Consider the following 24,173-nt stretch of genomic DNA (forward strand, 5'->3'; position numbering starts at 1 on the left):
GGCGCTCCCTCAACCGCCCGAGGCCGCCGACACGCGGTGCGTCGGCGCCGTCGCACCGATACGGAGCGAACGCTATCCCAGTCTCAGATCAGTCACAGGAGCTCGACGAGGACGCCCTTCTGCCCGTGGAGGCGGTTCTCCGCCTGCGCCCAGATGAGCTCCCGATCGGACTCCATCACCTCGTCCGTGATCTCCTCGCCGCGGTGGGCGGGCAGACAGTGCATCACGGCGGCGTCGTCGGTCTTCGCCAGCAGCTCCTCGTTCAACTGGAACCCAGCGAAGTCCGCGACCTTCTCCGCCCGCCGCTCCTCTTCGCCCATGCTCACCCAGACGTCCGTGTAGACGATGTCCGCGTCCGCGACGCCCGCGTCGGGGTCGTGTCCGATCGTCACGTCGCCGTCGTACGCTTCGGCGCGCTCGACGGCGTCCGGGTTGAACTCGTATCCCTTCGGCGTCGCCGCGGCGACGTCGAGGCCGACCATCGCCGCGCCGACGAGGAACGACGCGCCGACGTTGTTGCCGTCGCCCACCCAGGCGACGGTGGTGTCCTCGAACCCGCAGTGCTCGCGGATGGTCAGGAGGTCCGCGACCGTCTGTGCGGGATGGGCCTCGCTCGACAGGCCGTTGATCACGGGGACGTCCGCGTACTCGGCGAGTTCGAGCATGTCCTCGTGGGTCTTCACGCGCGCCATCACGCCGTCGACGTAGCCCGAGAGCGCGCGCGCCGTGTCCTTGATCGGCTCGCCCCGACCGAGCTGGATGTCGTCCTTCCCGAGGAAGACCGCGTGGCCGCCGAGCTCGGTCATCCCCACCTCGAAGGAGACGCGTGTGCGGGTGCTCGGACGCTCGAAGAGCATCCCGAGACTCGCCCCGTCGAGGTGCGCGGGTGGCTCCTCCTCGCCCGCCTTCAGCGCCGCGGCGGTGTCGAGGACGCGATGCAACTGCGGGACGTCGAAGTCGTCGATATCGATGAGGTTCATGCTGTCAGCCGCTCCGCGGCCGCCGTCAGGACGGCGACGCCGCGGTCGTACTCGTCGAGGTCGATGCGCTCGTCCGGCGCGTGGTCGAGCGACGAGTCGCCCGGCCCGTAGGTCGCCATCGGGCAGTCCCACGCCCCGTGGTAGATGTTCATGTCGCTCGTGCCGGTCTTGCGGAGGTGCGTCGTCTCGCCGCCCGCGGCGCGGACGCCGGCGCGCAGCGCCGCCGCCACCGCGTTGCGCGGCGAGGCCATCACCGGTGGGATGGAGTCCGTCCACTCCACGCCCACTGTCGCCTCCTCGCCGACGTACGTCGGGAGACACGCCTCGACCGTCTCCGCAACCTCGTCGATGGTCCACGACGGCGGGACGCGGAACTGGGCGTCGACCGACGACTCGAACGCGAGGCCGTCGGCCGTGACGCCGCCGTCCATCCCGACGGGCTTCGTCGTCACCTGCTCGAACACCGCCGATTCGCCCTCCGCCTCGAAGGCCTCCTCGACGTCGTGCCACCAGTCCATCGCGTACTCCAGGGCGTTCGGCCCCGGACGCGACGTGTGCGCGGACGGCGTCTCCGCCGTGAACGCGCCCTTCACGAACCCCCGGTAGCCGAGCGTCACGGCGTCCCAGCCCGAGGGCTCGCCGTTGATGACGGCGTCGGGCGCGTCGCGGGTCTCCACGAGGTGGCGCGCGCCGAGCGACGTCGTCTCCTCACCGACGACGCCGACGTAGCTCGCGCCCGTCCGCGCCGCCGCGACCGCCATCGACGCCAGCGGTCCCTTCGCGTCGCAGGCCCCGCGCCCCCACAGCTCGCCGTCCGCCTCGCGCACCTCGATGTCGCCGGGGACGGTGTCCATGTGGCTCGTGAGGAGGACGCCGTCGTCGCCCGGCGCGCGGACGTTGCCGACGTCGTCGCGGTACGCCTCGCGGCCGTGCGCCGCGAAGAAGTCGAGGAGGCGCTCTGCGACCGCGTCCTCCTCGCCCGAGACCGACGGCGTCGCCACGAGGTCGTAGAGCAGATCGCGCGCCTCCCGTTCGCGCGTCGCGCTCATAGGACGTCGCGGAGGCCCTCGACGACCCGATCGGTGTGCGACTCGCGCACCGTCAGCGGCGGGAGGAAGCGTACGACCGTCCGACCCGCGGGGAGCGCGAGGACGCCGTGGTTCATCGCCAACTGCCCGATGACGGGGTTCGCGCCCGTCTTCACTTCGAGGCCGATCATGAGGCCGCGCCCGCGGACGTCGCGGATCGCGCCCGTCTCCGCGGCGAGGTCCTCGAGCGCCGCGCGGAACGACTCGCCGACCTCGCGGGCGTTCCCGGGAACGTCCTCCGCGACGAGCGTTTCGAGCGTGGCGCTCGCCGCCGCGCACGGGACGGGCCCGCCGGAGAACGTCGAGCCGTGGTTGCCGGCGTTCTCCGCGATCCACGGTCGCACCATCGTCGCGCCCATCGGCAGGCCGTTGGCGATCCCCTTCGCGGCCGTGACGACGTCGGGCGCGACGCCCGCGCCCTCGACCGCCCAGAGGTCGCCGGTGCGCCCGACACCGGTCTGGATCTCGTCGGCGATCATCGCCGCGCCCGCGTCGGCCGTGACGTCGCGGACGTGTTCGAGGTAGCCCTCGGGTGCGGGGTTGACGCCGCCCTCGCCCTGGATCGGTTCGAGGATGACCGCCGCCGTTTCCCCGTCGACGGCCTCGCTCATCGCCTCTTCGTCACCGTAGGGGACGAACTCGACGTCGCCCGCGAGCGGGCCGAACCCCTCCTTGTACTCGTCCTTCCACGTGCACGCGAGCGCGCCCATCGTCCGCCCGTGGAAGGCCTGCATCGTGGCGACGATCTTCGAGCGGCCCGTGGCGTGGCGAGCGAACTTCAGCGCCGCCTCGTTCGCCTCCGTCCCCGAGTTCGAGAGCCACACCTTCGAGCAGTCGCCGGGGGCGAGCGCCGCGAGCCGGTCGTAGAGCCCGGTCCGCACGTCCACGGGATACGACCCCTGCACGTACGTCAGCTCGGCGGCCTGCTCGGCGACCGCGTCCGTCACGTCCGGGTGACAGTGGCCGAGCGGCGCGCAGGCGTAGGACGCGCCGAAGTCGAGGTACTCGTCGCCGTCCGTGTCCGTGAGCGTCACGCCATCCCCGGAGGCGATGTCGATCGGCTTCGAGCCGAAGACGAACTCCGCGCCCGACATCTACGGACTCCCCACTGGGTGGAGGCCCGAGAAGTCGAGCCCCGCGCGTTCCTCGAAGCCGAGCGCGACGTTCGCCGCGTGGATCGCCTGCCCGGCCGATCCCTTCATCATGTTGTCGATGGCGCTGAACGCGACGATGCGGTCGTTGCGCTCGTCGCGCTCGAAGCCGACCTCCGCGTAGTTCGACCCCGCCACCGCCTTCGGCTCGGGGTAGCGATAGACGCCGCCGCCGCCCGCCACGAGGCGAACGAACGGCTCGCCGTCGTACGTCTCCCGATACGCCCCCCAGAGGTCCTTCGTCTCGGGCATCGTCTCGGGGTAGACGTGGCAGGTCGCCGCCGATCCGCGCACCATGTCGACCGCGTGGACGGTGAACGAGACCTGCAGACCGAGGTAGGCCTCGATCTCCGCCTCGTGGCGGTGGCTCGTCGGCGCGTACGGGCGCACCACGCCCGAGCGCTCGGGGTGGCTGGACGCCGCGCCGCCGCCCGCGCCGCCCTCCGAGGAGCCGACCTTGACGTCCACGACGACCCGGTCGTCCGGCGTGAGGATGTCCGCGTCGACCAGCGGCTTCAGGCCGAGGATCGTCGACGTGGCGTTACAGCCCCCGGAGGCGATGAGGTCCGCGCCTTCGAGGTTCTCACGGTTGAGCTCCGGGAGCGCGTACTCCGCGTCCGCGAGGTGTTCGGGCGCGACGTGCCCGTCGTACCACGTGTCGTAGAGCGCCGCGTCCGGCAGCCGGAAGTCCGCCGAGAGGTCCACGACCGTCCCCGCGAGGTCGCGGTACGCCTCGATGTGCTCCATCGTCACGCCGTGGGGCGTGCAGACGAAGAGGACGTCCACGGACTCGAGTCCGTCCGGTGCGACGAACCGCAGGTCGAGGCCGCGGAGGTTCGGGTGGACGGAGCCGACGGTCTTGTTCGCGTACTCCCGGCTCGTCGTCTGGGCGATCTCGAACTCGGGGTGGCCGGCGAGCAGGCGCAGCACCTCGCCGCCCGTGAAGCCGCTGCCGCCGACGACGCTCGCGCTCGTCATGCCGACACCTCCGCGTTCGCCGCCGCGTCGGCCTTCGTCTCCAGCCAGTCGACGACCGCCGCGGGCACGTCCGTCTCGACGGCGTCGTTCAGCGCCTTGAACTCCACCGTGTGGTTCACCTCGGGGACCGTGTAGCCGTCCCCGGTCTCCATGACGTCGACGCCGAGGAGCCCGCCGCCGACCGCGTCGCTCGCGTCGCGTGCGAGCTCGGCGACCTCCTCGGGGATGTCGTACTCCGTCACCTCCGCGCCCTTGGCGGCGTTCGTCAGCCAGTGCTCGGAGGAGCGCGCCATCGCCGCGACGGGCTCGCCGTCGAGCGTGAGCACGCGCAGGTCCCGGCCCGGCTTCTCCACGAACTCCTGGACGTAGAAGACGGAGTGCTCGTAGTGGCCGAGCGTCTTCTTGTGCTCCAGGATGGCCTCGGCGGCGCTCTCCGACTCGATCTTGGCGAGGAGGCGACCCCACGAGCCCACGACGGGCTTGATCACGCAGGGATACCCATAGGACTCGATGGCGTCCATCGCGGCATCGACGTCGAACGCGACGGTCGTCGCGGGCGTCGGGATCCCCGCCGCGTCGAGCTTCACGCTCGTCTTCGCCTTGTCGGCGCAGACGTCCGCCGTCGTCGCGTCGTTCACCACGGGCACGCCGTAGGACTCGCAGAACGTCGTCGCGTACTTGCTCCGCGAGGTCGCCAGACACCGGTCGAGGACGACGTCACACGCGGCGAGCGCCTCCGGCGGGTTCCCCACGCCGAACTGTTGCTTTCGGACGTCGACCTTCTCGACGTCGTGCCCCCGTTCGCGGAGCTCGCCGAGGAGGAGCTTCTCGTCCTTCCGGATGCGCGAGTAGAGGAGGCCGACCTTCACGCGAACCACCCCGTGTACGTCGTCGTCATTCCCTTATTCCCCCCAGTCCTCGGCGAGCTCGGGCGCCTCCTCGAGCGTCACCGGGTCGTCGTCGGTCACTTCGAGCTCCGCGCCACACGTGCCACAGTCGACGATTTCGCCGACTTCGAGGTCGTCGTGCAGGTCGAGGTCCGCACCGCACTGGATGCATTCGGTCATACGACTCCGATTTCAGCCTGCACTACCTTATAGCTGGCGAACTTACCAGAAAAATTACAGTAACGCGTACCGTACTCTATCGGCGCGAGACGCGCCGAAAGCTCGAATCGGGACCGCGATGTCCCAGATATCGTATAGTTCGTCGCCCCCGTCGAGGCGGTGATGCGATCGGGACCGACGCCCGCCGTCGCGTCGGTCCCTCCCGTCGGCCCGGTCGCACGCGTCGCCCGCGTCGCTCACGCATGCGTCGCGACCTCCGCCGCGAGCGCGTCGCGCGCGGCCTCCAGGTCGGCCGCGAGCGCGCCAACGCGGTCCGTGTCCGTCACACACCCGTCGAGCGCCGCCGCCAGCGCCTCCGCGACCGCCTCGGGGGCCGGACCGCCCGCCGAGTCGCGCGACGCCACGCTCGCCGCGGGGTCGAGCGTCGCCTCGACCGTCTCCCGGTCGGCGTACGCCTCGATCCCCTCGCCGAGGACGTCCTCACAGGCCCGATCGAGCGCGTCGTAGTCCGCGCCGCGCTGAGCGGCCTCGGCGACGACCTCGTGGGCCGTCCGGAACGGCAGGCCGCACATCGCCAGCAGATCCGCGACGCCCGTCGCCGTCGAGAACCCCTCGCCGGCGGCGGCTTCGAGGGCCGCGGCGGGCCACTCGGCCGTCGCGACCGCGCCCGCCGCGACGTCCGTCGCCTCCGCCACCGCGTCCGCGACGCGCCACGCGTGCGGCGAGGCGTTCTGCAAGTCCCGGTTGTACGCCCGCGGAAGGCCCTTCAGCGTCGTCAACAGCCCCTGCAGCCCACCGTAGGCGTCGCCCGCCGTCGAGCGGACGAGTTCGAGCGTGTCCGGGTTCTTCTTCTGGGGCATGATCGACGACGTGGAGGCGTAGTCGTCGTCGAGCTCGACGAGGCCCTTGTTCGAGAACACCACGAGGTCCTCCGCGAGCCCCGAGAGCGTCGTCGCCAGCCCCGCGAACGCCGCGGTGCCCTCGACGAGGAAGTCACGCGCCGAGACGGCGTCCATCGAGTTGCCGAGCACCGCATCGAAGCCGAGCAGCTCGGCGACGCGCTCCCGGTCGACGTCGAAGGGCGTGCCGGCGAACGCCGCCGCACCGAGCGGCGACCGGTTCGTCCGCGCGTACGCGGCCAGCAGGCGCTCGGTGTCGCGCGCGAGCGCCGCCTCGTAGGAGAGCGCCCAGTGCGCGACCGTCGTCGGCTGAGCCGGCTGGAGGTGCGTGTACCCCGGCATCACGGTCTCGCGCTCGGCCTCCGCGACCTCGCAGAGCGCCTCGCGGGCCGCGATGGTGGTCTCGGCCGCCTCCAGCAGCGTCTTCCGGTACTCGTAGCGCAGACAGGTCGCCACCTCGTCGTTGCGCGAGCGCGCCGTATGCATCCGCCCGCCCTCCGGGCCGACGCGGTCGATCACTGCGGTCTCGATGGCCTCGTGGACGTCCTCGCCGTCCGGGAGCGCCTCGAAGCCCGCGTCGGACACGTCGTCGAGCGCCTCGAGGATCGCGCTCGCGTCGTCGCCGTCCACGATCCCCTGTTCGGCGAGCATCACGACGTGCGCCCGGTCGACGGCGAGGTCCGCGGCGAACAACCGGTCGTCGAACGCCATCGAGGAGAGGAACTCCCGGGCGGGCCCGCCCGCGAAGCGCTCGCGGCGCACCGCCGTGCCGGCCCCCCCGCTCTCGTCCCCGCCGTCCGTCATCGTTACTCGTCCTCCGGGTCGGGCTTCGCCCGCTTCTCGGCGTCGCGCGCGAGGCGCGCCTGGAAGCCGTGGTACTTCGCCACGCCCGTCGCGTCCGCCTGCTCGATGCCCATGACGGTCTCCGTGTTGAACGAGGCCGCCTGCTCCGAGTAGACCGCGTACTCGCTCTCCCGGGCGACCGGGCGGGCCTGTCCCCCCTCGAACTTGATCGTCACCGTTCCGGTGACCTTTGCGTTCGACTGCATGAGGAAGGCGTCGAGCGAGTCCATCAGCGGCGAGTCGAGGAGACCCTCGTAGGCCTGCTGGGACCACTCCTCGTCGACGGTCTGCTTGAAGTCCCGCTCGTCCTTCGTCAGGACGAGCCCTTCGAGGGCCTCGTGGGCCGCGAGCAGCGTCGTCGCCGCCGGATGCTCGTAGTTTTCCCTCACTTTGAGCCCGAGGATGCGGTCCTCCATCAGGTCGGAGCGCCCCACCCCGTAGGCGCCCGCGAGCTCGTTCAGGTGCTCGATGAGCGCCACGGGCTCCATCGCCTCGCCGTCGACGGCGACCGGGACGCCCGCCTCGAACTCGATCTCGACGAGCTCGGTCTCGTCGCTCGGCTGGCTCGTCCACTCGTAGATGTCTTCCGGCGGGACGTACCCCGGATCCTCCAGCTCCCCGCCCTCGATGGAGCGACTCCAGAGGTTCGTGTCGATCGACCACGTGCCCCCGTCGCCCGCCTCGACGGGCAGGTCCTTCTCGTCGGCGTACTCGATCTCCCACTCGCGGGTGAGGCCCATCTCGCGGACGGGCGCGATGACCTCCATGTCGGTGCCGCGCCAGACGGCCTCGAAGCGCAGCTGGTCGTTCCCCTTCCCCGTACAGCCGTGCGCGAGCCCCGTGCAGTCGTGCTCCTCGGCGACGTCGAGGATGGCGTTGGCGATCACGGGGCGGGCGAGCGCGGTGCCGAGGGGGTAGCCCTCGTAGTCGGCGTTCGCGCCGACCGCGTCCATGCAGACCTCGGCGAACTCCTCGGTCGCGTCGACGACGTAATGTTCGAGGCCGAGCGCTTCGGCGGTCTCGTAGGCCTCCTCGAACTCCTCTTCGGGCTGACCGACGTCGACGGTGACGCCGATGACGTCGTCGTAGCCGTACTCCTCTTTCAGCAGCGGGACGCAGACGGTCGTGTCGAGCCCGCCCGAGAAGGCGAGCGCGACGGTTTCGGTGTCGGACATGTGTAGTGTGATGTTGTGAGCGTGTAGTCGTGGACGATACGCCGGGGTTCGCGGGTCGAACCTCGAAGGCCGTGGAAGTAGATATGGTGGGGTCTAAAGGGACCCCGGTCGTCGTCGCCGTCGGTCGGCCGCGCCGCTCCGGGTGAGAACGTCGGCGGGAGCGGTGAGCCGCGACATGGTTGATCGACCATTGCCCGGTGTCGGTATTAAGCGCTTTCGACTCTGCAACACTTGTTTAGTATGCCATCACACGGCACGCGCGTCGCGCGTCGACGGAAAGGCCGATACGCGCCCGTCCCGAACGCGACGGCGTGTACAGCGTCGGCGTTCCCCTCCCGCCCGCGGTCCGCGAGCTGTTCCGCGACGTCCGCCCGCTCCTCACCGGCTTCGAACGCGTCCGTGCGTCGCGGGACGCGACGCTCGTCGTCAAGCGCCTCGACGCCGCCGACCGCCGCGAGTACCTCCGCGCCGCCCGCGAGGCGAAGGCCGCCCTCCGCGGCGCGCCCGCCTTCGAGGCCCGCATCGCCGACGTCGGCGTCTTCGAGACCCCCGCTCGCGGCCCCGGCCCGCTCGTCTACCTCGCCGTCGAGAGCCCCGGCCTCGAACGCGTCCACCGCCAGCTCGTCGCCGACCTCGGCGGCGTCGACGGTATCGAGGGCGACGACTACGTCCCACACGTCACGCTCGCCCGCGACGGGGACGCCCGCGCCGTCGAGCGAGTCCGCGGACACGACTTCGCGCCGGTCACGTGGACGGTCGAAGAACTCGAGTTCTACGACGCCCGCCACGGCGAGCGGATCGAGGCCGTTCGCCTCCCCGCCTGAACCGAGGTTTTTCGGCCCTCACCGCCGTCCGTCACACCATGGCACCAACGCTCGGTTTCGTCGGCCTCGGCATCATGGGTCTCCCGATGGCGACCAACCTCCTCGACGCCGGCTACGACGTCGTCGGCCACAACCGCTCGGACGACCCCGAAGCGACGCTCCGCGAGCGCGGCGGCACCGTCGCCGACACCCCCCGCGACGTCGCCGAACGCGCCGAGGTCGTCTTCACCTGCCTGCCCGACACGCCGGCCGTCGAGACCGTCGTGCGCGGCGAGGACGGCCTGATGGCCGGATTCAGCGAGGGCGACGTCTACGTCGATCACTCCACGATCAACCCCGTCGCCACCGAGGAGCTCGCCGCCGACCTCGCCGACGCCGGCGTCGACATGCTCGACGCGCCGATCAGCGGCGGCGAGGAGGGCGCCATCGACGCCACGCTCTCCATCATGGTCGGCGGTGACCCCGCCGTCTTCGCGGCCTGCACGGAGTTCTTCGAGGCGACGGGCGAGACGGTCACGCACTGTGGCCCCAGCGGGGCCGGCCAGACCACCAAGGCCTGCAACCAGATCGTCGTCGCCGCCCAGATGGTCGGCGTCAGCGAGGCGCTCGTCTTCGCGCAGAAAGCCGGCGCGAACCTCGACGCCGTCGTCGACGCGATCTCCGGTGGCGCGGCCGGCTGTTGGACGCTCGACAACCGCGCGCCCGACATGATCCGCGGCGACTTCGACCCCGGCTTCTTCGCCGACTACCAGTACAAGGACCTCCGCATCGCCACCGACGCCGGCGAGACCTACGCCGCGCCGATGCCGCTCACCGAACTCGCCCACGAGCTCTACAAGAGCATGTGCGCGAACGGGATGGGCCGCGACGACAACTCCGGCGTCATGCAAGTGATCGAGATGCTGGCGGGCGACGAGGCGCGGGTCGAGGAGTAGGTCGGGTCGGTCCGCGGGAGCGATCGAACACGCGAGCGACGCGCTCAGGGCGCCGGCGGCCCGTCATCTCCCCACGCGTCCATGTCGCCGTAGAAGTTCAGCACCGCGAACTTCAGCTTCTCGGGGTCGATGTCGACCATCTCCGCGCGCTCCTCGGCGGGGAACGCGCTGTTCACGCTGTACTTGCGCATCCCCGTCCGCGACGCGCTCGTGTAACGTCTGTCGACGAGCATCCGGACGCCGTAGTCGTCCGGCGAGCGGATGACACGCCCGAGCGCCTGTCTGGTCTTGCGGACCGTCGGGATCTCGACGCCGTAGCGCCACCCGGCGTCCGGCTTCGCGAACGCCTCGTCGTAGGCGTCCTGCACGGCCTCGGCGCGCGCGTCGAGGCGCGGATAGGGGACGCCGACGACCGCGACTGTCCGCGCGTCGTCGCCGTCGAAGCTCACGCCCTCGGCGAGCGTCCCCCAGAGCGACGTGCAGAGCACCGCGTCGTCGTCCGCGACGAAGCGCTCGCGCAACTCCTCCGCCGGTTCGCCCGCCCGATCGAGATAGCACGTGCCGGCCACCGCCCGCTCGACGAGCGCGTGGTAGCGCTCGGCCTCGCCGTAGCTCGGGAAGAAGAAGAGCGAGTTGCCGGCGGTGAACTCGGCGGCGTCCGCGAGCACGCCCGCGACCGCGTCCTGCACGTCGGGATCGTCGCGGTTCGAGGAGAACAGCGGCTCGGTGTCGACCGCGAACGTCCGGCGGCGCTCCTCGGGGAACTCCAACCCGTAGGCCATCGTCACCGGATCGTCGAGGCCGAGGATCTCCCCCGTGACGTCGAAGGGCCGCAGCGTCGCGGACATCAGGACGCTCGCGTGCACGGCGTCGAAGAGCTCCGCCGTGACGTCCCGCGGGATGCAGGTGTAGAGCTCCGCGCGGCCGTACACCTCGTTCGTCCCCGCGTCCCGGCGGACCGCGGCCGTCGGGTACTGTCCGAGCGCGTCGCCGTCGGTGAGGTAGGCGTCCACGAACTCGGCGGCCTGCAGCGTCTGACACTCCTCGCGCGTCGTCGCCTCGCCGTTCCGATACGCGTCCTCGTAGGCCTCCTCTAAGTCCTCGCCGAGCGAGATCGCGGCGTCGAGGTCCTTCCCGATTCCCCGCCCCTCGTACGCCTGCAGGAACGCGAGCGTCAGGTCGTCGCGCTTCTCGTCGTTCGCCACCGGGACGTCCGCCCAGTTCTCGCCGATCGCGTCGAACGAGCGCGGCCCGTCGCCGTGCGGGCCGACCCCGCCCTCGTACGTCTCGACGAGCGCGTCGCGGAACGCCCGGAGGACGTTCTCCGCGTACTCGGCCCGGGCGTCCGTCTCCGTCTCGCCCGCGAGTTCGTTCAGCGCCTCTCCGAGCGTGTTCTCCGTGAGCGCCTTCGAGGCGTGGTCTCGCGCCGCGTCCTCGACGTTGTGCGCCTCGTCGAAGACGACGACGACGTCCTCGGGATCCCGATCGAGCCACCGGAAGAACTGCGCGCGGATGCCCGGATCGAGGAGGTGGTGGTAGTTGCACACCGCGAGGTCGACGCCCTCCATCGCGTCCTTCAGGAGCTCGTAGCCGCAGAGGCCGTTCTCCTCCGCGTAGTCGTAGACGTCGTCCGGCGTCCGGACGTCGTCGTAGAGCCACGAGACGAACTCGTCGCTCTCCGCCGTGAGGTTCTCGTAGTAGCGCTCGCAGACGTTCTGCTCGCGGAGATCGTCGAGCTCGTCGTCGAGCGCTTCGAGCTCGTCCACGATGGCGCTCCGGGCCTCAGCGGCGTCGTCGTCGCCCTCCCGCGCCGCGTCGAGGAGCTCCTCCTGTTGGCGTTCGAGCTGGCGCCTGTCGCGTTCCGTCTCCGCGAGCTCGTAGGTGTTGTCGCGGAGCACCTGACACTCCTGATAGTCGACGTCGATGTGACACATCGACCCCTTGCCGCGGAAGACGACGGCGCGGATCGGCTCGCCGGCGTGGATCTCGCGGGCGTCGCGGACGAACTGTCGCATCTGCTGGTGGACGTTCGTCGTGATGACGACGGTCTTGTCCTCCTCGCGGGCGTGATCGAGCGCGGGCGCGAGCGACGCGAGCGTCTTGCCCGTGCCGCAGGCTCCCTCGAAGAGCACGTCGCGTTCCTCGTCGAGCGCGTCCCGGATGCGGTCCATCGCCTCCCGCTGGTTCTCGTACGGCGACGGCTTCGGGAAGAACCGGAGGTACTCCGCATCCGCGTCCGCGTCCCGGTCGCTGGCTGCCACGGCAGTCTCTGGGTGCGTCACGCTATAAAGTCCCGCGGTCGGATACGGTCGCGCGCCGTCGACGCCCCGACTCCCCCCGCCGCCTCAGTTCCCGACCTCGGTCACCGGCTCCACGAGGCGTTCGCCGTCCGCGGCGTGGGGGACCGCGGCGACGATCACGGGCGCGACGACGGGCGCGATCGCCCGCTCGATCGGGTCATCCTTCGACCTTCGAACCCGTCGAATCTACCCTTGGACCGTTCTCGGCCGCTCACGCGAGCTGCACGCCGATCCACATCGCGCTCGCGGCCACGATCGGGATGGTGAGGTTGTCGTCGATCACGTGTCCCCGGACCGTCGGTGACAGCCCGTCAGCGAGCGTCGCGCCGAGCGCGCCGAGGGCGGCGGGCAGGAGCGCCACGCCCGACGTCACGCCGAGGACGACGCAGAGCGCGAACGTCGCGGCCATCACCCCGAGCGGCTTGCGATCGAGGCCGCCCGCGTGGAGCATCCCGCTGAACGGATCGGCGAGCGCGAGCAGCAACATCGCGGGCGCCGCGACGTGCGGCGGGAAGCCGAGGCCGGTGACGGCCATTCCCACGACGTAGAGGAAGTAGCCGGCGAGATGCTCCTGCTCGTACTCGCGTGTGAGTCGGTCGTACACCGCCCACTCCGCGCGCCCCGAGAGCCGCAGGTATTCGAGGACGGCGCCGAGCGCGAGCCCGCAGACGAGGATCCACTCGATCCATCGCCACGCGACGAGGCCGAAGAGCCACGCGAGCGGGACGACCGCCCCGGACGCGTGGACGGCGCGCCGCCCGAGCTCGGGCATCTACAGGTCGTCGAAGGTCGTCTCGCCCGCCCGGAGGTCGGCGAGGACGGCGCCGAGGTCGGCGGTCGGGACGCGGACCTGCTCGGTGCTGTCGCGCTCGCGCAGCGTCACCGTCTCCGGCACCTCGGTGACGCTCTCGTAGTCGACCGTGACGCAGAACGGCGTCCCGACCTCGTCCTGGCGGCGGTAGCGTCGCCCGATGTTCCCCGAGTCGTCGTAGGTGACGTCGTAGCCGTCCGCGCGGAGGTCAGCGGCGATCTCGCGGGCCCGCTCGCCCATCCCGTCCTTATCCATCAGCGGGAAGACGGCCACGCCGGTCGGCGCGACGGCGGGATCGAGGCGGAGGACGGTTCGCTCGCCCTCGTCGACCTCGTCCTCGTCGTAGGCGTGCGCGAGCACGGTGTAGACGGTGCGGTCGATGCCGATGGAGGGCTCGACGACGTGCGGCGTGACGTGTCGCCCCGCCTCCGTCTCCTCGGCGAACTCGAAGCCGGTCTTCTCGGTCGGGACGGTGTACGTCTCGCCGTCGACGTCCACCGCGACCTCCTCGCCCTCGAAGGCGGTCCGGTCGCGCTCGGCGAGCGCCGCGAGGGCGTCCGCGACGTCGGCGGCCGCCCCGCCGAACTCCGGCCCGAGGTACGACATGTCGGGGTCGACGCTCGCGCGCTCGACCGTCTTCGGCTCGTCGTACTGCTTGAACACGGTGAAGGTCTCCGTACCGTGCTCGGCGTGCTTCGAGAGGTCGTAGTCACCCCGGTAGGCGTAGCCCGCGATCTCGATCCACTCGGGGGCCTCGCCCGGCGCCGAGACGTCCGCCTCGGCGTCCCAGCAATCGGAGGCGTAGTGAGCGCGCTCGCCCGGCTGGTGTTGCCGGTAGCGGAAGCGATCGAAGTCGACGCCGATCGTCTCGTACCACTCCGTGGCGACGCCCAGGTAGTACGCGACCCACGGGTCGACGATCCCCTCCGCCACGGCGTCGCCGACGGTCGTCTCGACGTAGTCCCCGTCGGGCTGGTTCGCCGCGGGATAGAGCGTCACGTCGACGTCCGCGACCGCGGAGACGTCCGGGGCGTCCCCGTCGGGATCGACGAAGAGTTCGAGTTCGGCCTGCGTGAACTCGCGCGTGCGGACGAGGGCGTTCCGGGGGCTGATCTCGTTCCGGTACGACTTCCCGATCTGCGTGACGCCGAAGGGGAGCTGCCCGCGGGCGTACTCCTTGAGCCGCGGGAACTCGACGAAGATCCCCTGTGCGGTCTCGGGCCGGAGGTAGCCCGTCTGGCTCGTGCCCGGCCCAATGTTCGTCTCGAACATGAGGTTGAACTCCTCGACGGGCTGGCCGGCGAGCGCCGCGCCGCAGGACGGACAGACGATGTCGTGGGCGTCGAGGAGCGCCGCGACCTCGTCGGTCGGGAGGCTCTCGGCCTCCTCGATGTCCGTGGCGCCCTCGATGAGGTGGTCGGCGCGATGGCTCTCGCCGCACTCCGCGCACTCGACGAGCATGTCGTCGAACCCGTCTAGGTGCCCGGAGGCCTCGAAGACGGGCTCGGGCATAACGGTGGGAGCGTCGATCTGCATGTGCCCCTCCGCGAGGGCGAAGCGCTGGCGCCACGTCTCCTCGACGTGCGCTTTCAGCGACGCGCCCTGCGGACCGTAGGTGTAGAACCCGGAGACGCCGCCGTAGGCTTCGCTCGACTGGAAGAAGAACCCGCGGCGCTTGGCGAGTTCGACGAGGTCCGTCATAGCGAGGCGACGAGATCGACGTCCCGGACGATGCCGGTGAGCGCGTCGCCCTCAACGAGCGGGAGCTGTTCGATGTCGTGTTCGAGGAGCCGCTGGGCGGCCTCCCGGGCCGTCCGACGCTTCGTCACCGTCACGGGGTCCGCGGTCATGAACTCGCTGACGGGCTCGCCCGGGATCTCGACGTTCCGCGTCGGGAAGTAGCGATTCCCGGTGGCCTTGAGCGACTCCCACTTCCACTCGTCGTCGTCGCCGGCGACGCTCGCGCCGACGTCGTCCTCGCCCTCGACGACGCGCGCGACGTCGATGACGTCCGGTTCGGTGAGGACGCCCGCCATGTCCGCCTCGTCGTCGAGCACGATGGCGTACGGGACGTCGGCGTACGCGATCTCGCGCTCCGCGACGGGGAGCGGCGTGCCGGCGTAGGTCGTGTTCACGTCGCGGCGCGCGAGGTCGCCGCAGGTCGCCTCGCCCGCGACGTCGCCGTCCGCGATGGCCCGCACGACGTCGGTGATGGTGACGATGCCGGTGAGTCGCTCGCCGTCCACGACGGGGACGCGGCGGGCGCCCTCGGTGGCCATCAGGCGCCCGACTTCGACGACGGACGTGTCGCCGCTGGTGGTGGGAACCTCACGTAGCAGGAGTGCGAGCTGGTCCTCGTCGGGATCCTCGATCAGGTCCGCACGGGAGATCAGCCCTCGATAGACCTCCTCGTCGCCCTCCCCTTTCACGACGGGGACGGCCGAGAAGTGGCGCTCCTGAAGGTACTCCAGCACGTCGTCGCGGGTCCCCGGGAGCGAGACGGTTACGACGTCCGCCCGCGGCGTCATCACGTCGGCGACTTTCATGGCGCCGACTAGAACGGCGGTCCATTTGTAGGCTACGCACCGTCTCTCCCTGCCTCGCCTCCCTGGTGAAGGCGAGCGAGGGGAGAGACAAGTGGTGAGCCAGGGGTAGTGCGGTAGCGGTGCAGTGACGGTGCGGTGACGGGACGGTGCGGTGACGGGACGACAGCGGTTCGATGTCCCCTCTATCTCTCCCGCCTCTTCGGTGAGGCGAATGAGGTGATCCCCGCTGCCAATATTCTAAATGGTCGTTCATTCGGTATTGTCGTATGTTCGATACACGTTCGTCCTGTTCGGATGTATATTACAGAATATTCAGATATTACCGGGGTGCAATAACTTCATGCGTCTACCTTTTTGGCCAAAAGGTGCGACAGTCACGGGGAATCATCGATGGGCTTAAGTGGGTGCTGTCTCCTCGTATCAGATGACATGGCATCCGATACGACCGTCGTGCCGAGCGCTGACGGCAGCGCCGGTGAGGTCATGGCCGCCGTCGACGAGGACGGCGGCGTGGAGCGGTACGTCATCGCCGACGTCGAACGCGACGGGGCTTGGCTCGCCACCCCCACTGCGGAGGCGGCGCCGCTTCACGAGATGTGCTAACCACGCCCCTTTTTCTCGCCCCGCCGCGACCCCCACACATGGACGCACGGGAAGTCACGGGCGATCGCGAGTTCGCCGTCCGCCTCGACTACGGCACGGAGTGGATCGACGAGATCGAATCCTTCGCCGCGGCCGCCGACGTCGAGGCCGGCTGGTTCCACGCCACGGGCGCCGTCGAGGACGCCGAGCTCGCCTACTACGACCAGGACGCCTTCGCGTACGAGACCGTCAGCTACGACGAACCGCTCGAAGTCGCGTCGTGCACGGGGACGATCGCCCTCGGCGACGACGATGACGAACCCGCCGTCGCCGCGCACGTCGTCCTCTCGCGGCCCTCGGGGCAGTCGATCGCGGGCGCGCTCGAACGCGCGACGGTGTTCGACGGGGAGCTCTACTGTCGGACCTTCGACGACTACCTGACGCGCGACGTCGACCCGGCGGGCGGCCGAGCGCTGTGGGAGTAGCGCGCGCTTTGCGCCGCGAACGACGAACGGGGAGCGAAGCGACCCGTGAGTAGCGAGGGCCGACGGCCCTCGAAACCGAACGGACGAGCGTCGAGCGTCGCGATCCGCGAGTAGCCGACGCGTCGCGGCGGCGGGGCGAGCACAACCCTCAAGAGCGTCAGCGCTGTACATGTCGTGAACTGATGCGCCCGGTAGACGACGCCTACTTCGAGGGGCTCGAATCGCAGTTGGACGAGGCCTTCGACGTCGCGGAAGCGGCGAAGACCCGCGGCGAGGACCCTGTTCCGGCGGTCGAGATCCCGGTCGCGCGCGACATGGCGGACCGCGTCGAGAACATCCTCGGGATCGAGGGCGTCGCGGAACGCGTCCGCGAACTGGAGGGCGAGATGGGCCGCGAGGAGGCGGCGCTCGCGCTCGTCGAGGACTTCGTCGAGGGGACGGTCGGCGACTACGACACCCGCGCGGGGAAGATCGAGGGCGCGGTCCGGACCGCCGTCGCCCTCCTCACCGAAGGCGTCGTCGCGGCCCCGATCGAGGGCATCGATCGCGTCGAACTGCTGCAGAACGGCGACGGGACGGAGTTCGTGAACGTCTACTACGCGGGCCCGATCCGCTCGGCCGGCGGGACCGCACAGGCCCTCTCCGTGCTCGTCGCGGACTACGCGCGCTCCCTCTTGGGGATCGAGCAGTACGCCGCGCGCGACGACGAAGTCGAACGCTACGCCGAGGAGGTCTCGCTCTACGACGACGAGACCGGTCTCCAGTACTCGCCGAAGGACGAGGAGACGAAGTTCATCGCCGAGCACATGCCGATCATGCTCGACGGGGAGGCCACGGGCGACGAGGAGGTCTCGGGCTTCCGCGATCTGGAGCGAGTCGACACGAACTCCGCGCGCGGCGGGATGTGTCTCGTGCTCGCGGAGGGGATCGCGCTCAAGGCGCCGAAGATCCAGCGCTACACGCGACAGCTCGACGAGGTGGAGTGGCCGTGGCTTCAGGATCTCATCGACGGGACGTACTACGACGATCACGGCGACGCGACGGGTGACGACGCCGACGGCGACGCGGCCGACGCGGACGCGGCCGAGGGAACCGAGACCGACGACGACGACGACGCGTCCGATCCCGACGGGCCGCCGCGAGTCGACTCCGCGGGGAAATACCTCCGCGACCTCATCGCGGGTCGACCGGTGTTCGGCCACCCCTCGGAGGTGGGCGGCTTCCGCCTGCGTTACGGCCGCGCGCGCAATCACGGCTTCGCGACGGCGGGCGTTCACCCCGCGACGATGCACGTCGTCGACGACTTCCTCGCGACCGGCACGCAGATCAAGACGGAGCGTCCGGGGAAGGCGGGCGGCGTCGTCCCGGTCGACTCCATCGAGGGGCCGACGGTCAAACTGGCGAACGGCGACGTCCGGCGGATCGACGACCCCGCGGAGGCCTTAGAGGTCCAGAACGGCGTCGTCGAGATTCTCGACTTGGGCGAATACCTCGTCAACTACGGGGAGTTCGTGGAGAACAACCACCCGCTCGCGCCCGCGGGATGGACGGTCGAGTGGTGGGAGCAGGCGTTCGCGGCGGCCGGCGCGGACGTGCAGGCCCTGCGCGATTCGCCGTACGTCGACCTCGCGGATCCGGACGCCGAGCAGGCCCTCTCGTGGGCGAGCGAGTACGACGCCCCGCTCCACCCCAAGTACACCTACACGTGGCACGATCTCGACCTCGACGACCTGTGCGCGCTCGCGGAGGCCATCGACGGCGCGGCCGTGCAGGACGACACCCTCCAGATCCCGCGCACCGACGGCGCGCGCCGCGCGCTCGAACGCCTCCTCGTCGAGCACGCACAGGGCGAGGCGACGCTCGCCGTCGACGACTGGCGCCCGCTCGCCCGCACGCTCGGGTTCGACGACGACCTCGAACGCGACTGGACGAGCGACGACTTCGGAGCGGCGGTACGCGAGTGGCCGAACGCGATGAAGGCCGTCGAGGCCGTCGCGCCCTTCGCCGTCCAGGAGCGCGCTCCGACGCGCATCGGTAACCGAATGGGCCGCCCGGAGAAGTCCGAGTCCCGCGACCTCTCGCCCGCCGTCCACACGCTCTTCCCCATCGGCGAGGCCGGCGGCCCGCAGCGCTCCTTCCGCGAGGCCGCCGACTACACGCCCGACATGCGCGCCGAGCAGGGCCTCGTCGACGTCCAGCTCGGCGAGCGCGTCTGCCCCGACTGCGGCGAACGCACCTACAAATCCCGCTGCGGGGCGTGTGGCGCGTGGACCGACCCACACTACGAGTGTGCGGACTGCGGCGTCGTCGCCCGCCCCGACGAGTCCGGGCGCGTCGAGTGCCCGCGGTGCGAGCGCGAACTCGACAACGTCGAGCGTCAGACCGTCGACGTCCGGAGCGCCTACCGCGAGGCCCTCCAGGCCGTCGGCGAGCGCGAGAACGCCTACGATATCCTCAAGGGCGTCAAGGGGCTCACCTCGACGGAGAAGATCCCGGAACCCATCGAGAAGGGCGTCCTCCGCGCGAAACACGGTGTCACGACGTTCAAGGACGGCACCGTGCGATACGACATGACGGACCTCCCCGTCACCTCGGTGCGCCCCGCCGAACTCGACGTTTCCGTCGAACAGTTCCGCGAGCTCGGCTACGACACCGACATCGAAGGCCGCCCGCTCACGCACGACGACCAGCTCGTCGAGCTTCGCGTGCAGGACATCGTCCTCCCCGACGGCGCCGCCGAGCACATGCTCAAGACCGCGGACTTCGTCGACGACCTCCTCAGCGAGTATTACGGGATGGACCCCTTCTACGAGGTCGAGGAGCGCGACGATCTCGTGGGGGAACTCGTCTTCGGTATGGCCCCCCACACGTCGGCCGCGGTCGTCGGCCGCGTCGTCGGCTTCACGTCCGCGGCGGTGGGGTACGCGCACCCGTACTTCCACGCCGCCAAGCGCCGGAACTGCGATGGCGACGAAGATTGCGTCATGCTCCTGATGGACGGCCTGCTGAACTTCTCGAAGTCCTATCTCCCGGACAAGCGCGGCGGGCAGATGGACGCGCCCCTCGTGATGTCCTCGCGGATCGACCCGAGCGAGATCGACGACGAGGCGCACAATATGGACGTCGTCGAGCACTACCCCCTGGAGTTCTACGAGGCGACCCGGGAGATGGCCGATCCCGAGGACGTCGACATCACCATTGCGGAGGAGTCGCTCGGCACCGACGAGGAGTACACGGGCTTCCGACACACTCACGACACGACCGACATCGCCCTCGGTCCCGACTTATCGGCCTACAAGACCCTCGGCTCGATGATGGAGAAGATGGACGCCCAGCTCGAGCTGGCGCGAAAGCTCCGCGCCGTCGACGAGACGGACGTCGCAGAGCGCGTCATCGAGGGCCACTTCCTCCCCGACCTCATCGGCAACCTCCGGGCGTTCAGCCGCCAGGAGACCCGCTGTCTCGACTGCGGAGAGAAGTACCGGCGAATGCCCCTCTCCGGTGACTGCCGGGAGTGCGGCGGGCGCGTCAACCTCACCGTCCACGAGGGCTCCGTGAACAAGTATATGGACACCGCACTTCAGGTCGCGGAGGAGTACGACTGCCGCGAGTACACGAAACAGCGCTTGGAGGTCTTGGAGGCCTCGCTCGAATCCGTCTTCGAGGACGACCACAACAAACAGTCCGGCATCGCGGACTTCATGTAGGACGTTTTTGCCGCGAGGGGTCGCGCTCTGCGCGACCCCTCGCGGCAAAAACCTCCACTCAAAACTCCCGCGCGCCGCCGGCGCGCGGTGGGTGCGGTGCGGTTCCGCACCGCGCCGTGGCGCACCGTATCGTTCTGCGCCGCACCGCGCTGTGGCGAACCGTATCGTTCCGCGCCGCGTCGTACCCGCTCCACGCCGTACTGCGCCGCACTATACCGTACCGCACCGCACTGCTTTGCTTCGTTCCCCTTCCTCGCGACGCCTCCGATCTGCCTACCTCGGGTCTTTAGACGCCGAGCGCGAGCAGCGGCGCGCCGCCGACCTGCGCGTACGCGCCGGACAGGACGAAGGCGCCAATGATCCCGGCGAGGATCACGAAGATCCCGAGGAGGAGTTCGAGGATCACGACGACTTTCGCGCCGGTCTCGCCGGCGAGCTCGACCGCGGCGATTCCGATGACGTTCCCGAGGAGGACGGCCCACACCTCCCAGCGGCCCTGCTCGACGCCGGTCCCCTGCTTCGCCCGGTAGGCGAAGTACGCGGGCACGAGGAGGCCGACGGGGAACGTCAGCGCGGTGACGAGCGCGCTCCCGAGCCACGTCAGCGTGGAGTACTGCTCGAAGAACTCGGCGTCGCCCGCGCTCCTGCCGCCCGTCGGTTGGCGGACGCCGCACTCCGGACAGATGTCGGCGTCCTCGCTGATCTCCGCGCCGCACCCCCGACAGTACACCGTCGAGCGGGGTGCTTCGTCGCGCTCGTCGGGGCCGCCGTTTCCATCGCGTTCGTTGGAGGGCATCGGTGTCAGGATGTCGTCGCGGCGCGGCTTAAAGCCGGCCGCCGACCTATGCGTCCCGGGCCGTCAGCGACCCGACGTCGACGCTCTCGGCGACGTCGCGGAGCGCGTCGAGCGTGTCGGCGATGTCGTCCAGCGTCGTGAGCGGGTTCATCAGCGTCAGCTTCAGCGCCTCGACGCCGTCGACCTCGGTACGCGCGACGACGGCCCGCCCGTCGCGGAAGAGCGCCTCGCGGGCGGCCGTGTTCAGTGCGTCGAGGTCGTCGTCCGCCATCTCCCGCGGTTCGTACCGGAAGAGGACGGTGTTGAGCGACGGCTCGGCGAGCAGCGCGAAGTCGGGGGACGAATCGAGGAGCGTCGCCGCGCGGTTCGCGGTCGTGCACACCGTTTCGACGGCCTCGGCGATCCCCTCGCGGCCGAGCGCGCGGAACGTGAGGTACGGCTTGAGCGCGTCGAAGCGCCGCGTCGTCTGGGTGGACTTCGAGACGAGGTTCGGGAGCGCGGAGTCCGCGGGGTTGAGATAGTCGTCGTTGCGCGCGGCGTACCCGAAGGCCTCGCGCTCGTCGAGGAGGAGCGCGCCGCAGCTGATCGGTTGGAAGAAGAGCTTGTGGAAGTCGACGGAGACTGAGTCCGCACGCTCGATGCCGGCGAGGCGGTCGGCGTCGTCGGTGAGCGCGAGCGCACCGCCAAACGCGGCGTCGACGTGGAACCACGCGTCGCGCGTACGCGCGCGGTCGGCGAGCCGATCGAGCGGATCGATCGCACCGAAGTCCGTCGTGCCGGCGGTCCCGACGACGGCGACGACCTCGTTGCCCGCCTCGTCGAGACGGTCGAGCGTCGCGTCGAGTTCGTCGACGTCCATCCGGTGGTCGGCGTCCGTCTCGACCGTGACGACGGCATCGTGGCCGAGGCCGAGGTGGTGGGCGGACTGCTCCGCGGTGAAGTGGGCCTCCGCCGAGCAGACGATCCGGAGGTCGTCGGCCTGGGGTGGGAGGCCCGCGGCCTGCGCGTCGTGATCCAAGCGCTCCTCGCAGTAGCGATCCCGCGCGAGCAAGAGCGCCTGGAAGTTCGACTGCGTGCCGCCGCTCGTGACGACGCCGTCCGACCCGTCACCGAGGCCGAAGAGGTCGCCGAGAGTCTCGACGAGGCGCTCCTCGACGACGGTCGCCGCGCCGCTCTGATCGAAGGAGTCGAGCGACTGGTTCGTCGCCGAGAGCATCGTCTCCGCCGCGAGGCCGGACACCGTCGGCGGGCAGTGGAGGTGCGCGGCCGTCCGCGGGTGAGAGACGTTCACCGTCTCCGCGAGGATGTCGGCCGCCGCCTCGTCGATGGCCGCGTCGAGGCCGATCCCCGACTCGGGGAGGACGTCCTCGGGGAGCGACGCGCGGATCGCGTCCGGCTCGGCGCCCGAGAAGGGGTCGTCGGTATCGGTCGCGTCGATCGCCGCCTCGCGCGCTCGCTCGGCCGCATCGCGGTAGGCTTCGGCGCCCGCGTCGGTGCCGAGGAAGCGCTCTTCGAGGTCGCTCATGGCGCCACCTCCGCGTTCACGGCGGCCGCGACGGCCTCCGTGAAGATCGCGGCGATCTCGTCGACGTCGTCCGCGTCGACGATCAGGGGCGGGAGGAAGCGCGCCGTCGACCCGCCGCGGCCGCCGAGTTCGATGACGAGGCCGCGCTCGAAACACTCGGTGCGCACGCGGTCCGCGAGGTCCTCGTCGGCGGGCCGCGCGCCCGCGTCGTCCGGCTCGGCGTCGGCGTCCACGAATTCCACGCCGAGCATGAGTCCGCGCCCGCGGACGTCGCCGACCGCGTCGTAGCGCGCTTCGAGAGCGTCGAGCGCCTCGCGGAGGCGCGCCCCCATCCGCTCGGCGTGGTCGTCGAGGTCGTGTTCGAGCACGTAGTCGATGGTGGCTTCGCCGGCCGCCATCGCCAGCTGATTGCCCCTGAACGTTCCGGCGTGCGCGCCGGGCTCCCAGCCGTCCAGCGATTCGTCGTAGACGACGACGGCGAGCGGGAGGCCGCCGCCGACGGCCTTGGAGAGCGTGACGACGTCGGGCGTGATACCCGCGTGCTCGAAGGCGTACGTCTCCCCCGTTCGCCCGAGACCCGACTGGATCTCGTCGACGACCATCGGGATGTCGCGCTCGCGGGTGATCCGACGTATCTCGCGCGTCCACTCGTCGGGGGCGGGCACCGCGCCGCCCTCGCCTTGGACGAGTTCGACGAAGAGCCCCGCGGGGTCGCGAACGCCTCGGCCCGGGTCGTCGAGGAACCGCTCGACGTAGCGCGCGGCCGTCGCGCCGTCTTCGTCACCCGCCTCGCCGAACGGGCTTCGGTACCGGTAGGGGTAGGGGAGGTGGTGGACGCCGGCCATCAGCCCCGAGAGCTCCTTCTTCGCGTGCGTGTCGCCCATCATCGAGAGCGCGCCGTTCGTCATCCCGTGGTACGCGCCGCGGAACGCGAGCACGTCGTCGTTCCCCGTCGCGGTCTTGACGAGCTTCAGCGCGGCCTCGATGGCGTCCGTCCCGGCGGGACTGCAGAACTGCACTTTCGCGTTCTCCGAGACGTCATCGGGGAGGCTCGCCATGAGCGAGTCCACGAAGCGCTCCTTGGCGGGCGTCGTGATGTCGAGCGTGTGGATCGGCCGGTCGTCGTCGAGCGCCGCCTCCATCGCGTCGGTGACCGCGGGGTGATTGTGCCCGAGCGCGAGCGTGCCCGCGCCCGCGAGACAGTCGTAGTACGTGTTCCCGTCCATGTCCGTCAGCTCGACGCCGCTCGCCTCGCGGATGGCGAACGGGAGGTGTCGGGGGTAGGTGCGGGCGCTGGACTCGCGCGCCGCCTGCTGGTCGAGCAGTCCGGCGTTTCCGGCCTCCTCGTACGTCATCGCTCGCCCTCGTGATCACGCTCGCTCGTCTGTCGCGGTGTCCCAGTCACGTCCCTCTCTACTTCCCTTCCGGGTAGTAAGGTATCGACCGGCGAACCCCTCGCCTACTGTGGTGTGCGGTCGTTC

The 24,173-nt window shown here is 70.4% G+C and carries 20 protein-coding genes; 5 read left to right on the top strand and 15 right to left on the bottom strand.

Annotated features, from left to right (window positions below):
- Positions 1 to 92 precede the first annotated feature (92 nt).
- The 8 genes from argF to IEX91_RS00230 all read right to left on the bottom strand — a co-directional run bounded on the left by argF (position 93) and on the right by IEX91_RS00230 (position 8,181).
- Entirely contained in the window at positions 93 to 980 is an 888-nt protein-coding gene (argF, locus tag IEX91_RS00195) for an ornithine carbamoyltransferase (RefSeq protein ID WP_188876284.1), read from the bottom strand.
- Positions 977 to 2,029, bottom strand: a complete 1,053-nt coding sequence (locus IEX91_RS00200; protein WP_188876285.1) for a [LysW]-lysine hydrolase — start codon at positions 2,027 to 2,029, stop codon at positions 977 to 979. Before IEX91_RS00200 ends, argF begins: the two co-directional genes overlap by 4 nt.
- Positions 2,026 to 3,162 (bottom strand): aspartate aminotransferase family protein, encoded by a 1,137-nt coding sequence (locus IEX91_RS00205; protein ID WP_188876286.1) that lies wholly within the window; start codon positions 3,160 to 3,162, stop codon positions 2,026 to 2,028. The genes IEX91_RS00200 and IEX91_RS00205 overlap by 4 nt, the downstream gene beginning before the upstream one ends.
- Complete coding sequence (argC, locus tag IEX91_RS00210) at positions 3,163 to 4,197, bottom strand: N-acetyl-gamma-glutamyl-phosphate reductase (RefSeq protein ID WP_188876287.1); 1,035 nt, start codon at positions 4,195 to 4,197, stop codon at positions 3,163 to 3,165.
- Positions 4,194 to 5,066 (bottom strand): lysine biosynthesis protein LysX, encoded by an 873-nt coding sequence (lysX, locus tag IEX91_RS00215; RefSeq protein WP_188876901.1) that lies wholly within the window; start codon positions 5,064 to 5,066, stop codon positions 4,194 to 4,196. Before lysX ends, argC begins: the two co-directional genes overlap by 4 nt.
- A gap of 33 nt (positions 5,067 to 5,099) precedes the next feature.
- On the bottom strand, positions 5,100 to 5,264 hold the full coding sequence (gene lysW / locus IEX91_RS00220) for a lysine biosynthesis protein LysW (protein ID WP_188873004.1): 165 nt from the start codon (positions 5,262 to 5,264) through the stop codon (positions 5,100 to 5,102).
- A gap of 236 nt (positions 5,265 to 5,500) precedes the next feature.
- Positions 5,501 to 6,967, bottom strand: coding sequence for an argininosuccinate lyase (gene argH, locus IEX91_RS00225; RefSeq protein ID WP_188876288.1), 1,467 nt, complete (start codon positions 6,965 to 6,967; stop codon positions 5,501 to 5,503).
- A gap of 2 nt (positions 6,968 to 6,969) precedes the next feature.
- Positions 6,970 to 8,181, bottom strand: coding sequence for an argininosuccinate synthase (locus IEX91_RS00230; RefSeq protein WP_188876289.1), 1,212 nt, complete (start codon positions 8,179 to 8,181; stop codon positions 6,970 to 6,972).
- Positions 8,182 to 8,492: 311 nt separating this feature from the next.
- Between IEX91_RS00230 and IEX91_RS00235 the strand changes: the two genes are divergently transcribed.
- Positions 8,493 to 9,005 (top strand): 2'-5' RNA ligase family protein, encoded by a 513-nt coding sequence (locus tag IEX91_RS00235; RefSeq protein WP_188876290.1) that lies wholly within the window; start codon positions 8,493 to 8,495, stop codon positions 9,003 to 9,005.
- A 38-nt stretch (positions 9,006 to 9,043) separates the two neighbouring features.
- Positions 9,044 to 9,940, top strand: coding sequence for an NAD(P)-dependent oxidoreductase (locus IEX91_RS00240; protein WP_188876291.1), 897 nt, complete (start codon positions 9,044 to 9,046; stop codon positions 9,938 to 9,940).
- A gap of 44 nt (positions 9,941 to 9,984) precedes the next feature.
- Here the strand turns inward: IEX91_RS00240 and IEX91_RS00245 are convergent, their stop codons facing one another.
- From IEX91_RS00245 to IEX91_RS00260, 4 genes are all read right to left on the bottom strand, one after another.
- Complete coding sequence (locus tag IEX91_RS00245) at positions 9,985 to 12,201, bottom strand: ATP-dependent DNA helicase (protein ID WP_188876292.1); 2,217 nt, start codon at positions 12,199 to 12,201, stop codon at positions 9,985 to 9,987.
- A 250-nt stretch (positions 12,202 to 12,451) separates the two neighbouring features.
- Positions 12,452 to 13,012 carry a dolichol kinase gene (locus IEX91_RS00250; RefSeq protein ID WP_188876293.1) on the bottom strand — a complete coding sequence of 187 codons (561 nt, stop codon included), beginning with the start codon at positions 13,010 to 13,012 and terminating at the stop codon, positions 12,452 to 12,454.
- Positions 13,013 to 14,752, bottom strand: a complete 1,740-nt coding sequence (gene glyS / locus IEX91_RS00255; protein WP_188876294.1) for a glycine--tRNA ligase — start codon at positions 14,750 to 14,752, stop codon at positions 13,013 to 13,015. It abuts the gene before it with no gap.
- Complete coding sequence (locus tag IEX91_RS00260; protein ID WP_188876295.1) at positions 14,749 to 15,597, bottom strand: CBS domain-containing protein; 849 nt, start codon at positions 15,595 to 15,597, stop codon at positions 14,749 to 14,751. Before IEX91_RS00260 ends, glyS begins: the two co-directional genes overlap by 4 nt.
- Positions 15,598 to 16,026: 429 nt before the next feature.
- Here IEX91_RS00260 and IEX91_RS00265 point away from each other — a divergent pair, with 429 nt between their 5' ends.
- The 3 genes from IEX91_RS00265 (at position 16,027) to IEX91_RS00275 (ending at position 20,371) form a co-directional block, all read left to right on the top strand.
- Positions 16,027 to 16,200, top strand: coding sequence for a DUF7556 family protein (locus IEX91_RS00265; RefSeq protein WP_188876296.1), 174 nt, complete (start codon positions 16,027 to 16,029; stop codon positions 16,198 to 16,200).
- 38 nt (positions 16,201 to 16,238) lie between these two features.
- Positions 16,239 to 16,664 carry a PPC domain-containing DNA-binding protein gene (locus tag IEX91_RS00270; RefSeq protein ID WP_188876297.1) on the top strand — a complete coding sequence of 142 codons (426 nt, stop codon included), beginning with the start codon at positions 16,239 to 16,241 and terminating at the stop codon, positions 16,662 to 16,664.
- A gap of 182 nt (positions 16,665 to 16,846) precedes the next feature.
- Positions 16,847 to 20,371, top strand: a complete 3,525-nt coding sequence (locus IEX91_RS00275; RefSeq protein WP_188876298.1) for a DNA polymerase II large subunit — start codon at positions 16,847 to 16,849, stop codon at positions 20,369 to 20,371.
- Between the two features lie 286 nt (positions 20,372 to 20,657).
- Here the strand turns inward: IEX91_RS00275 and IEX91_RS00280 are convergent, their stop codons facing one another.
- From IEX91_RS00280 to IEX91_RS00290, 3 genes are read right to left on the bottom strand one after another with little or no spacing between them, the layout of a single operon-like run.
- The gene (locus tag IEX91_RS00280; RefSeq protein ID WP_188876299.1) at positions 20,658 to 21,167 is read right to left on the bottom strand and encodes a zinc ribbon domain-containing protein; all 510 of its coding nucleotides are present in this window, start codon (positions 21,165 to 21,167) and stop codon (positions 20,658 to 20,660) included.
- A gap of 46 nt (positions 21,168 to 21,213) precedes the next feature.
- Positions 21,214 to 22,692 carry a pyridoxal phosphate-dependent decarboxylase family protein gene (locus tag IEX91_RS00285; protein WP_188876300.1) on the bottom strand — a complete coding sequence of 493 codons (1,479 nt, stop codon included), beginning with the start codon at positions 22,690 to 22,692 and terminating at the stop codon, positions 21,214 to 21,216.
- Entirely contained in the window at positions 22,689 to 24,047 is a 1,359-nt protein-coding gene (locus IEX91_RS00290) for a diaminobutyrate--2-oxoglutarate transaminase (RefSeq protein ID WP_188876301.1), read from the bottom strand. Before IEX91_RS00290 ends, IEX91_RS00285 begins: the two co-directional genes overlap by 4 nt.
- Between the last annotated feature and the right edge of the window lie 126 nt (positions 24,048 to 24,173).

Origin of the sequence: Halarchaeum nitratireducens (assembly GCF_014647155.1) — an archaeon.
In the GTDB taxonomy this organism is placed as follows: domain Archaea; phylum Halobacteriota; class Halobacteria; order Halobacteriales; family Halobacteriaceae; genus Halarchaeum; species Halarchaeum nitratireducens.